Below are 11,735 nucleotides of genomic sequence, written 5' to 3'. Positions count from 1 at the left end.
AGTAAATTTTAGTAGCAGTTTTTAGCAATAGGTATATAGTTGTGCCATTCATTGGGTATTCATGAAACATAGTGATACATATCCCAGAAGTGAGGAAAATATGAGCCTTTATGAACAAATTAGTGATGAAATTACCTTGATGGACGCAGGTGAGCAAAAGTGGATTGGGCAGGATTTGCCGCTCGAATCTATGGTTGCCGTTGAGTTGCTGTTACAAGATTTTCAAGAAGACAAGTTGATTAAGATTCGCCGTAAAAACCATGAAAAACAATCTGGTTTAAAGCAAGTTGATCGTGTCTTGGTTGAAAAGTTATAAGTTTAAAAGCCCCGAAAGGGGCTTTGATTTTTATCGTTTGTAATTTTAAAAATTAATTTTCATCTAAATTAACAGCTGAAAAAAATTATAATAATACAATCTATGATCAAGGAAATGCTAACTGGGTCAGAAAATGGATAGAGGGCATTGAGCGGGGTATTTATTAATAAGAATACCTGATCCTCTTGTTAAAAATGAGGGAATTCTTATTCAATACCCAACTCTGTCTGAATTTGGATATTTGAAGTCAATAATTTATGAACAGGACAACTTTCTGCAACTTTAAGCAGTCGTTTATGTTGTTCCTCGGTAAAATCACCTTTAAGAATAATTTTCCTTGAAATATTATTTTGGCCTGCTTCAGGATCACCCTCAGGATTTAAAGCTAAATCTAATTGAACATGTTCAATTTTAAGCCCTTTATGATTTGCATACATTTCTAGGGTGACCACAGTACAAGCGCCTAGTGCTGATAATAAAATTTGAATTGGATTCGGTGCAGTATCTTGACCACCTTTATCGCTAGGTTCATCGGCATACCATGTATGTCCTTGCGGATTGGTGAGTGTTACACGATAAGCTGTTTGTGTACTTTGTGCTTGAGCAATATTTGCCATAAAACATTCGTCAGATAAAAAAGACCAGTACTATAAATATAAAATTTCCGTAAAATGGTCTAGTGTAATTTATTGCTTTATAAATTTTAGCTTTGAATTTAGCCTATGGTCTATGCTTTGCTTAATTAGATTGTAAAAAATTAAATAATGATAAAACAATGCCTTGTATTGATTTTTAAGGTTTTGATCAAGTTTTAAAAATGGTCATTATAGAATCGTTGCATATATGCAACATATCGTATTATCAATAACAATGAATTTATACGGGAAGTGTATAAACTAATATCCATTCGATAGCGAGAATATAAAGATGAACTTTAAAGCATTAACATTGGGTTTAGCCGTAGCATCAGTAGCAACTTTCAGCATGGCAAAACCTGTAGATTACAAAATTGATCCAACGCATACTGCAACAGTATTTACTTGGAATCATTTCGGTTTTTCAACTCCTTCAGCAAACTTCAGTGACATCCAAGGTACGATCTCTGTTGATAATGCAAAACCAGCAGACTCATCTGTCAATGTAACTATTCCATTGTCTAGTTTAAATACCAATGTTGCAGCATTAGATGAACATTTAAAAAATGCAGATTTCTTTGATGCTGCAAAGTATCCAAACATCACTTTTAAAAGTACGAAAGTTCAAGCTTTAGGTAAAAACAAATACAAAATCACAGGTAACTTAACTGTGAAAGATGTGACTAAACCTGTTGTTTTAGATGCTGTTTTAAACAAACAAGGTGAGCATCCAATGACTAAAGCACAGTCAATTGGTTTCAATGCAACAACATCATTTAATCGTTCAGCATTTGGTGTTGGAGCATATGTCCCAAATGTAGGTGATAAAATCACTGTAAATATTACAACAGAAGCTTCTGTAGCGAAGTAATATTGGAATAGATTAAAGGCCTATAAAGTTAGTTTAACTTTATAGGCCTTTTTTATCGTCTATTCCTTATTCAATTTAAGATACTTAAATAATCATTACTCACTATGATTTGCTCTAGAGGCAAAATCAGCTATTTTTCAGTCGTTGCAATTCTTTTATATTTTTAAATTTTTTCTAACATTAGCATGATACTGCTTATATAAAATGCTAGACAATTTCCTGCTGGGAAACTAACGACTATTTCGAACTGCTCTAGAAAAACGACGGTCATCTGTGTAGTTAATGGTCGGTGCAAAAAAACCAGTCTTAAAGTCGACATTCCATGCCTTATATTTGTAGCCTATAGGTTTCCATGGGGATAATGAACTTGACCAATATTTACCATTAGATGGGGTATTGGGAAAAATATGAGTATCTAATGTAGGGCTAGTTGAATCATCAGCACAGTTAGTCGGAGCTTTTTGCCCATAAGGTAATTTTTTCATTTCAAGTTCATGATCTTGTCCATATTGTCTCCGCTCTTGTTCTGGCAATTGTATTTGTCCTATTTTCCTCCAGCCAGTACTACATTTACGAATTGTTATTAATTCTTTTATTTTGGGAACACGCCAGTTATTTTTACCTTCAAATCCACTATTTTTATTCATTTGATCAAGATAATCTTGTGCATCTTCCCAGTTTTTAAATTCCAAAGGATCACCCTTACAAGTTGAGCCTGTCCATAATTGCCCAATTGAACAACGCATCCAGATTAGACCTGTTGCAGGGTCACGCCATTGCCCAGATTTGCTTAATTGCTCATCCGTTTCTGCGTAAACACTCATAGCGCTTGTTGAAACTATTAATAGCAAGGATGCTGGAATTAAGCTTTTACGCTGCTCAATACAAAGTTTAAATTGGTTAAAGATATTCATTTTGTCTTATTGCTTAAGGAATAGTTCTCTGTAATTTACTTTTACTTCCCTCCAAAGTAAATGTAGAAAAGACCGAATTCCGTATTATCGTTGCCTTGATATATTTTAAAACTACATTGGTGAATATTGAGCAATGGTAAAGTGGATGATGTCTATATCTGTTTTAACTAGGCTTTTTATCACCTAGTTATAAGTTGAATCGATTTAATCAGTACGGATATCTAAATATTCAATATAACCAGTACCTTCAACTGCACGACCCTTGAATGTACCTTTGTATTTATAGCTCCCTGCATAGCCTCCCGCCATACCATATCGAAAATCAGCATTTGTTCGCCCATCAATATGGATTAACGGGTTTCCATTATCATCATTCACGCTCCATGAAAAGGTACGAGCTAAGCGCATTGATAAACCATTCGGGGTTATAACGCGCTGAGCTTCAAATGTATGGACATTAAAATTAAATCCATTTGAATGAATACTGCCATGATCATCTGTAGAACGAATATATACTCGACGTTGCAATACCAGATTTAATGGACCAAGGACTTCTACAAGTAGGACTTGAGTTTTCTCATCGATATTTAAAATATGATAAGTAAAATAATTGATATATAAGTTTACATCTACTGCACGAGCATATTCATAAGTACAAAGACCCTGAACCTTGGTTTTTTTACCTTGATATTCAAGAAATCCTTCATATGTACATAATAATGCCCAGTGATCATATAAACCCAATGACATTTGTGCAAAATGGGCAATTTTATCAGTCGCACGAATCTTTAAATCAAAATTGAAATCATGACCTTCACGATGCGCATGAAAATTTGGATATGTACCTTCGAGTAACACGTCACGACCAAAACTTAAAGATGAACCATTGCTTTCCAATACACAGTCATTTTCTACACTATAGCCATTAAAATGTTCTTTTGTACCTACTGTGGTACCGATCAATACATTTGCAGTATCAAGCGCAGTAGTTTGGATCAAATGTTGATTCCGAAAAATTTTTACACGAGGCTGGCCAACCACAATTAATAGATTCAAAAAATTAAATGGTGCTTCAAGATTCGGAATCATAACCCCATAATGAACGCAAGAATACTTTCCTTTTGGTGTATGCGTTGGCGTATTCTCATCGAACGGTCTTCCGTTGATTGTCTCTGAACGATCGATAAAATGATGTAAAAACTTTGGCGCAGCAATGTGTTTGGGCAATAATCGTTTCATCTAGATGATCCTTAATACTTTATTTGTTAAAATTTACAGTTCTAATGAGATGCCTTGACGAGCACTTTTTATATCCAATGCACTCTTAGAAGTAATTTTAAGATATGATTTTGCAAATATTTTCTGTGATGTCTTGTTTAAGATGATTTCAAAATTTTTAGGTAGTTTTATTCCTAGGGGATTGCTTTCTTTAATCGAAAGCTCAGTAAAAACACGTGTTCCCATAATATAATCAAACCACGGACGTGTAACACACCAATTGGCATTTTGATTACTTGCCATATGATGATCATAGTGCCAAGGGATTCGTTTACGCGCATATTCAGGGTCTAGATGAGATTTTGCATGTACTCGCCAATAATTCCAAATCCCATAATATAAGCCGGCAGTAAAAAATGGTGCAATGGGTAAAAATACAGTTGAAACCGCGGCTAAACCTAACAATGCGGTTTTTTCATTATAAATTTCTGCATTTTTAAACATAGATTCACGATATCCTTCATCATGAAATACATCTGTTCTGGCACGTTTATGATGTGCTATATGTGTGAAGAAAGGGCTATTACGGTGTTTACTTGGAAACTCATGCAACCATACCTTATGTGCATACCATTCAAATCCATTCGCAACTAAAAGGCCAATTGGAAAACCTAACATCTCTGATCCTTTTCAATTAAGAAATAACCATCAGTGTAGAAAAGAACAGCTCATTTTTTTTGACCGAAAAGCTAACTCGTTAAATGTCATTAGAATCAAGTTATAGCTAAAAACTTATTTTTGCTTACGCTGGCGATAATGGGATGGCGTTTCATTTGTCCAACGTTTAAAGGCACGTGAAAAGGCGGAAGGCTCAGAAAAACCAATTAAATATACAACTTGATCTATACTTATATTGGGATTCATCAACAGCTTTTTGGCCATTTTTTCACGATAAGTTGCCAAAACTTTTTCAAAAGTCGTGTTAACTTCTTTAAGATCTGCACGAAGTTTTCGCGGCTGTAGCCCTAAATGTTGGGCAATTAATTTTAAATCTAATTGACCTGATTCTAATAAACCGGAGTTGAGTAAGTTTTCTATATCATTAATCAAATAATATTTATCGACAACTTTTACCTGCTGTTTAGCGACATGCTCATGTATTTTTAATAGCATTGGTTCAGCCGATGCTGAAGCTAAACTCAATATTTCCGCATCAAAAATTATACAGCCGTACTGCATACCTAAACGAGTCGGGCATTTCCAGATACGTTGATATTCATCTAAACTCGCGCCTTCTTGGTAAGGCAACCATATTTCTTTGGGATAAAAATGATTGTTACTGATATAGTTTAAAAAATTAAGCATAACGCTTATGGCGCATTCTAGATAATGACGAACTGGGTGCTGAAGATTCGTGATCATTGCATTTTGATTTTCAATGTGTAAATGAGCCACAAAAGCATCGGTAAAAATTTTTTGATAACGTAACGCTCTTTGTAAGCCGTCCCCAAATGTAGGGCTACTCATAAAAATATATTCTAATATTTCGCCTCTAAAAATCGGGAAATGTTCACCTACATGAAGTCCGATATCCTGATCAGTACTGATTTCTTCAGCTATTTCCCAAAAGCGTTGTTGGGTCGAATTATCTCGCCGAATGGTTTTGTCAGGGGGTTGTTCAGATAATCTTATTTGTGAAAATATCCGATTTGCGTCCAAATTCATTTTATTTAGAGTGTGATATGTTAACCAGAGGAAAACACCAGAATCACTAGATTTGCTTTGATCCATAAATCAAAAATACCGATTTCAACAGATACAATTTATATTCGTAGATCAGGCTACAAACGTATAAAAGTCATCAAAATTTAAGCTTGTTGTATCATCTTAGAGAAAGCCATTTGACTGTTCAATGTCATTGCGTGCTAATTTTAATTATTGTTCTACAATCTAATTTAGCTATTCAGCAAATACGCCTAACAACCTTTTTAAAAAATCTTTTATTTATGAGCAGCCTTTTCAACTAGTCGCTTAAAACTAGGGCATTGCAAATGCGATGGTGCAGGGCAGTCACCTACGTGACGAAGTATGTCACGGAGTGCGATCAATTTATGAATTTGAAGATCAATCTCATCAGCTTTTTGGTGAATAACACTTGGGGAGAGATCAAGTGCGCCATGACTATCGAACATTGCTGCGATCTCTTTAAGTGAAAAGCCTGCTGATTTCCCCATTGAAATTAAAGTGAGTCGTAACAGCACTTCAGAAGAGAATTGTCTACGTAATCCATGGCGAGAAATTGAGAAAATCAAACCGATTTCTTCATAATAGCGTAGTGCTGAAGGTTTAATTCCACTTTTTGCTGAAACTTCACCAATATCAAGAAATTTCATACTTGACCTCAAGTCAACTTGAATTAGTAGTATGTGATTAAACACCACTGCTGACAAGAGCGCAACATGACAGAGCAGACAGAATCATTAACATTGACAAACAAGACCCATACTGGAATCACCATCACTTTGGGGTTATCCATGCTATTGGCATCGCTGGGAACAAGCATTGCTAATATCGCATTACCCACACTAGCTGAGGTCTTTTTACTGCCATTTATTCAAGTACAGGCTGTTGTAATTGGATATCTGATCTCGTTGACGATCACGGTTGTGATTGCTGGACGCTTAGGTGATCGATATGGATGTAAGTCTATGCTGATCGTTGGGCTGATTATATTCAGTTTGGCTTCACTGCTATGTAGTGTTGCACCCAGCTTATGGATATTGGTTGCTGCACGATCATTTCAAGGAATAGGTGCGGCATTCTTAATGACACTTGCAATGGCACTTACACGTCAGACTGTCAGTAAATCACAGTTGGGAAGAGCAATGGGAATGCTTGGAACAATATCTGCTTTAGGTACAGCACTTGGACCAGTGTTGGGCGGGTTTCTGCTTGTCGTGAGCGGTTGGCAAAGCATTTTTGGATTACAGTTTATACTTGCGGGTATCGCGATTATTCTGGCTAGGGTACTGCTGCCTAATGATTACATTAAAAAAGAAATTCCTGCGCTAACTTCTTTGCAAACAGACCAGAACATAACACCAAACCTTATGGTTAATTCGTTGGTTGCAGCTGTTATGATGACCACACTTGTCATTGGACCTTTTTATCTCAGTCTTGGTCTAAACTTGGATCAAATACAAGTGGGTTTGATTATGGGGATTGGGCCAGTGGTTGCTATCTTAAGTGGGATTCCATCGGGTCGACTTGTCGATCGTTGGGGCAGTCGCTATATCGTCATTACAGGGTTAATTTTTCTGATTATCGGTAGCTCGATGCTCGCTATCTTACCGAAATTGATGGGTATAAGTGGCTATATTATGCCGATCATTATTTTGACTTCGGGTTATCAGCTGTTTCAGGCAGCCAACAATACCATGACCTTGGCGGATGTTCCCAAAGCTCGACAAGGGATGGTATCAGGACTTCTTAGCTTATCTCGTAATATGGGCTTAATTATCGGGGCTTCTGTGATGGGAGCTATTTTTTCATTCGGTGTTGGCACAAATCAGCTCAATCAGGCAACGGCTTTAGCAATCATTGATGGGATGCAATTTACCTTTATCTGTGCTGGAGCATTGATGGTTGTGGGGTTGCTCATCAGTTGTGTCTCATTTCGTAGATAATAATATTTGATCAGAAGGGCTTGCAGTGCAATCGTATAAAATGAGCTAGATTCAACAAGCCCTCAAAAAGAGGGCTTTTAAGTTTTTATTTTTGTTTGGTTTCAATTAAATCACTTAAATCATACCCTAAGCTTTTAGCATAATTTAAATATTCTTCAGTCTTGGCTGGATCAAGCTGTTGAGATCGACTGAGTAACCATAAATATTTCTTATTGGGTGTACCGATCAATGCAACTTGATAATTTTCATCCAATTTTAAAATCCAATAATCACCACGCCCTACAGGTAACCAACGAAGTGCTTTTGGTAAAAAACTCACTTTTAATTTGGAGTTTGTAGGCGCGTTTTGTACAGATGCTTCGCCAATCGATTGTTGAAGTTTGCTATTTTTATCGTAACAACGATTATCCACTTTGATTGAACCATTTTCATTTAAGGAATAATCAGCAGTAACGTTATAATCACATTTCTTTTGAAAATACATTGGCTTGCGTGCAATTTCATGCCAAGTACCCAGATACCTCTTTAAATCTACATTGTTAACGGTTTGAATCTTTTCATTTCCTGCATAAGCAAATGCCGCAACACTCAGTAATGCTATTCCACCGACGAGCGTAAATATTTTAAACTTGTTGTTCATGACATAGCCCTATATTTAAGTATTTAATATATATATTCATTATGTCGCGCCCGATGCGGCGATATTGTAATTTTGCTTACAAGTCATGTAGTTTTTTCATGTAAAAATCTCTTCTAAGTAGTCCAAGTTGACTTTTTCTTGCGATAATTTCATCATGTTGGTAGGGCAGTATTTCAACCAATTGATCAACAGTTAAATGATTGTTTTCAATCAGAAAGCAATCTTGATCTGTTGACCAAGCAGAGGATAACAATTGTTTTCTGTTTGGCTTATTTCTAGGGGACATGGATTAAATTCTTTACACCTTGATGATGGCTAATAATCAATAAAACTACGAGTGATTGAATTTTAACGCTCTGCACTTTTAGTGAATGATATTCGATCTGTTTATATCAAATCTTGATTTTGTTACTTAATCAAGATTTTAATACGTACTTTAGTAAAACTCAAATTTTAATTGTTATCGATAAATTGAGAAGGTGATATAGGATAAAAATAGTTTGGTATTGATGAAACAAGAAAAAAATTGAAGTCATGCATGAGCAACTGGATAATGAAAATACCAGTAATGAGGTAAATAGAGCATTATTCTGTAGTGAATATGAGCGTGTCTATAAAAATGAATACCTGCCTGCTTTAATGAAATTAGACAAATCTATGGGACAAGAAAAGCCTAAACAGTATTATTTGGATGAATTAAATAACACCATTACTCAATATTTAGAATTGAAAAAAATAACCTGTTAAGGCTTTTTAGTTGGTTCAGTATTTATGCTAAGTTTTTTCCATTTTCTGATTTGAACTCTAAAATTGGTAAAAGGGGCGACAGTGTTGATATGAATCCATTTATACAGTGGCCAGTTGGCAGGTGTGGTTGCCCATTTACGTTGATTTATTTTAAATAGTTCTTCATCTGTTAGATTTTCAATCCAGTCTGTGACTTCTTTGACTCGTTTAGACAATAACTGAGTATTTTCTTTTAATGAATACTGGGCATAAGTTTGATAAAAATTTTGATATAGACTTGCTAAGTTATTCCATTTATAGCCTTCTTTTGGCATTGAAACGGGGAAACCTGCAAGTTCTTTACTTTCCCATTCTAATAATAAATTTACCCATCCCAATTGATAGGCTAAGTTTTGGGCAGGGGTTTTATCTACAGCCGCAACTTTATGATCTTTTAAGTCTTCGGATATTTCTTCAAATTCTGTTAAATATTGCTTTAATGAATTATTAATTGCAACAATCAGTTCCTGTTTAGACTGGTAGGTTTTCATTTATTCAATATTCCCAAAATAAATACAATACTGTTTATATTTAATGCATGTTTAGATCTAATTTATTTTAACTATGACAATGATGGAGCAACTCATTACCGTAGTGAATATACAGTAATGAGTCTGAAATTTATGCCAATAGAAAATCAGTCATTCCAGAAGGCTTATCTATTGTTTATATTCCGCAGCGATTATTCAAAATTATTTAGTAGCAGCTTGCTCATCGCCTTGTGCACTTCTAAACAACTTCCATTCATCAACCACTGTTCCATTTGGAAGCTTACAATATCCTACTTCATTTCCTAAAGCATCTTTTTTAATCTGAGACTCTCCTCCCATTTTTTGACAATACACACTTGCAGGATTGGCCATGCCCAGCGGCTTAGCATTTTGATTATTTACTTCAGGGGTAGAGCAGGCAGAAAGAAGTGTTGTCATGAGCACAGAAGCGCCAATATATATTTTATTCATTGCAAACAAAGTCTTGGTTTTAAAGTATGCAGTATAAATAATTCAGCAAGCTTTAATGTATCTACTCTGTATAATCCTGTAGCTCAAACATAATGATCAGGTATGATTTAGTGTAAAATATTAAGTTTGATTAAATAATATTGTGTGAGAATAAAGAATATCTTTTTAATGTAAATGCTATAGTCAGTTAAATATAATAATCAGTTAAATATAAGTAATGCAGTATTGATATTATATTTCGAGCAACGCCGTATTAATGGGTGAAGAGTAAATACGTTATAAAAAGCACGAAACAGAAAAGTCTATTTCATGCTGATATAGATAAATAGATTATACATTTAAGTGTTTGATAAAATGCTCTAAAACCAGTGGTGATTTTAATTCAAGATTTGCTGCATATTTTTCATTTTCAGATCGTAAATGAGGAATATTTAAGCCAGCTTTGCGTAATTCACACGTATGACCAATCAACCATTTTTCCATATCGTCTGCCGCAACTTCCACATGGAATTGTAACGCCAAGATATTTTGTCCAACTCTAAACGCCTGATTTGTATAAATTGCTGAACTGGCAAGTAATTCAGCCTGTACAGGTAAGTCAAAGGTATCACCATGCCAATGTAAAACTTCGGTATTAACGAGTGGTAATAAGGGATTATTTTGAGCTAGATTTAGCTTCAATTGACTCCAGCCAATTTCTTTTTGATGGCCTGCATAAACCTTTGCGCCCAAAGCATGTGCAATCAATTGTGCACCTAAGCAAATGCCAATTGTTGGTAAATTCTTGGCTAAACGCTGTTTAAGATAAGCGATTTCATCATTTAAAAAAGGATAGTCTTCAGTTTCATAAACACCAATTGGGCCACCTAGAATGATGACTAGACCTTCAAATTCAAAAGCTTGCTTTAAATCATCCATACCCGCTTCAAAATAACGTATGCGATAGCCCAAATCATAAAAAGTGTCTTCAAGAATACCTAAATCTTCAAATGCTAAATGTTGAATGGCATAGATTGTCTTCGGCAAAGCGTGTGTGGAGGAAGTCATGGTTTTATAATGATTTAACGAGAATATTGCTAATTTATACTAGATTGTATTGGGTTGAAAACTAAATTTATGCTGTGATTTGCAACATAGAATAAATACAGTGTTTGCTTGATTCCAAAATGGTCAATTTAACCGAATTATCAGAAACACTTCTTGCTATCAGTATAGCACCCACCAGTTGACATAAGACGCCCCAAGCTTTTTCTTCACTCCCAAGGCGTTGAGTAAATAGGGCATGACCGCGTTGTAATTCTTGTTGATAGCATTGTTTAATCTCCTCATCAGAACGTGCGACTTCTGTAGCGAGTGTTGGCAATACACAACCATAATCTGGATGTTCAACATGCGAGAGGGTTAAGTAACGATTGAGTTCAAATTCAATCCATAACTCAGCCTGCTCATGGGGATTGTTTTGCCACATCTGAATGCTATTTTTGAGTTCGTTTTCAACCAATGCTTTAAACAAATCCTGCTTGGAAGAAAAATGTGAATAGAATGCACCACTGGTCACACCAGCAGCTTTCATAAAGCCATCTACACCGGTTGCAGCAAAACCATCTTTTTTAGCAAGCTGTCCACTGATTTTTAATAGCTCTTTTCTTTTTTCTTCTTTATAGCCAGATTTGTATCGCATATTTTCCTCGATCAAATTTTTTCTTG

The 11,735-nt window shown here is 35.3% G+C and carries 16 protein-coding genes; 4 read left to right on the top strand and 12 right to left on the bottom strand.

The window, feature by feature from the left end; all coding sequences use genetic code 11:
• The first annotated feature begins 100 nt into the window (after positions 1-100).
• Positions 101-316, top strand: a complete 216-nt coding sequence (locus M2R48_RS12900; RefSeq protein WP_004719469.1) for a hypothetical protein — start codon at positions 101-103, stop codon at positions 314-316.
• A 206-nt stretch (positions 317-522) separates the two neighbouring features.
• Here M2R48_RS12900 and M2R48_RS12895 read toward each other — a convergent pair whose 3' ends face one another.
• A complete protein-coding gene (locus M2R48_RS12895; RefSeq protein ID WP_096734389.1) occupies positions 523-933 on the bottom strand; it encodes an OsmC family protein in 411 nt (136 codons plus the stop codon).
• A 310-nt stretch (positions 934-1,243) separates the two neighbouring features.
• Between M2R48_RS12895 and M2R48_RS12890 the strand changes: the two genes are divergently transcribed.
• Positions 1,244-1,822 (top strand): YceI family protein, encoded by a 579-nt coding sequence (locus M2R48_RS12890; protein WP_004719471.1) that lies wholly within the window; start codon positions 1,244-1,246, stop codon positions 1,820-1,822.
• A gap of 230 nt (positions 1,823-2,052) precedes the next feature.
• Here the strand turns inward: M2R48_RS12890 and M2R48_RS12885 are convergent, their stop codons facing one another.
• The 5 genes from M2R48_RS12885 to M2R48_RS12865 form a co-directional block, all read right to left on the bottom strand.
• On the bottom strand, positions 2,053-2,736 hold the full coding sequence (locus tag M2R48_RS12885; protein ID WP_262086374.1) for a DUF1566 domain-containing protein: 684 nt from the start codon (positions 2,734-2,736) through the stop codon (positions 2,053-2,055).
• A 204-nt stretch (positions 2,737-2,940) separates the two neighbouring features.
• Entirely contained in the window at positions 2,941-3,975 is a 1,035-nt protein-coding gene (locus M2R48_RS12880; protein WP_262086373.1) for a DUF6670 family protein, read from the bottom strand.
• A gap of 33 nt (positions 3,976-4,008) precedes the next feature.
• Positions 4,009-4,632, bottom strand: coding sequence for a sterol desaturase family protein (locus M2R48_RS12875; protein WP_004719477.1), 624 nt, complete (start codon positions 4,630-4,632; stop codon positions 4,009-4,011).
• Positions 4,633-4,746: 114 nt separating this feature from the next.
• On the bottom strand, positions 4,747-5,745 hold the full coding sequence (locus M2R48_RS12870) for an AraC family transcriptional regulator (RefSeq protein ID WP_262086372.1): 999 nt from the start codon (positions 5,743-5,745) through the stop codon (positions 4,747-4,749).
• A gap of 209 nt (positions 5,746-5,954) precedes the next feature.
• Positions 5,955-6,347, bottom strand: coding sequence for a helix-turn-helix domain-containing protein (locus M2R48_RS12865; protein ID WP_262086371.1), 393 nt, complete (start codon positions 6,345-6,347; stop codon positions 5,955-5,957).
• 66 nt (positions 6,348-6,413) lie between these two features.
• Here M2R48_RS12865 and M2R48_RS12860 point away from each other — a divergent pair, with 66 nt between their 5' ends.
• Positions 6,414-7,640 (top strand): MFS transporter, encoded by a 1,227-nt coding sequence (locus tag M2R48_RS12860; protein ID WP_262086370.1) that lies wholly within the window; start codon positions 6,414-6,416, stop codon positions 7,638-7,640.
• An 85-nt stretch (positions 7,641-7,725) separates the two neighbouring features.
• Here M2R48_RS12860 and M2R48_RS12855 read toward each other — a convergent pair whose 3' ends face one another.
• On the bottom strand, positions 7,726-8,280 hold the full coding sequence (locus tag M2R48_RS12855) for a lipocalin family protein (protein WP_262086369.1): 555 nt from the start codon (positions 8,278-8,280) through the stop codon (positions 7,726-7,728).
• A 76-nt stretch (positions 8,281-8,356) separates the two neighbouring features.
• Positions 8,357-8,566: a hypothetical protein gene (locus tag M2R48_RS12850; protein ID WP_034615229.1), complete on the bottom strand. Its 210-nt coding sequence runs from the start codon at positions 8,564-8,566 to the stop codon at positions 8,357-8,359.
• 248 nt (positions 8,567-8,814) lie between these two features.
• On the opposite strand from M2R48_RS12850, the gene M2R48_RS12845 reads away from it, so the two are divergent.
• A complete protein-coding gene (locus tag M2R48_RS12845; RefSeq protein WP_262086368.1) occupies positions 8,815-9,027 on the top strand; it encodes a hypothetical protein in 213 nt (70 codons plus the stop codon).
• On the opposite strand, the gene M2R48_RS12840 is transcribed toward M2R48_RS12845, so the two are convergent.
• From M2R48_RS12840 to M2R48_RS12825, 4 genes are all read right to left on the bottom strand, one after another.
• Positions 9,024-9,557, bottom strand: coding sequence for a ClbS/DfsB family four-helix bundle protein (locus M2R48_RS12840; RefSeq protein ID WP_262086367.1), 534 nt, complete (start codon positions 9,555-9,557; stop codon positions 9,024-9,026). The two genes, M2R48_RS12845 and M2R48_RS12840, sit on opposite strands and share 4 nt — an antisense overlap.
• Positions 9,558-9,758: 201 nt before the next feature.
• A complete protein-coding gene (locus tag M2R48_RS12835) occupies positions 9,759-9,995 on the bottom strand; it encodes a DUF333 domain-containing protein (RefSeq protein ID WP_245349895.1) in 237 nt (78 codons plus the stop codon).
• A gap of 363 nt (positions 9,996-10,358) precedes the next feature.
• Positions 10,359-11,075 (bottom strand): glutamine amidotransferase, encoded by a 717-nt coding sequence (locus tag M2R48_RS12830; protein WP_209828594.1) that lies wholly within the window; start codon positions 11,073-11,075, stop codon positions 10,359-10,361.
• A gap of 67 nt (positions 11,076-11,142) precedes the next feature.
• On the bottom strand, positions 11,143-11,709 hold the full coding sequence (locus tag M2R48_RS12825) for a TetR/AcrR family transcriptional regulator (RefSeq protein ID WP_262086366.1): 567 nt from the start codon (positions 11,707-11,709) through the stop codon (positions 11,143-11,145).
• Positions 11,710-11,735: the final 26 nt, after the last annotated feature.

This window comes from Acinetobacter sp. I-MWF, from assembly GCF_025433935.1.
In the GTDB taxonomy this organism is placed as follows: Bacteria; Pseudomonadota; Gammaproteobacteria; order Pseudomonadales; family Moraxellaceae; genus Acinetobacter; species Acinetobacter guillouiae.
This window is presented reverse-complemented; position numbering and strand designations above follow the sequence as displayed.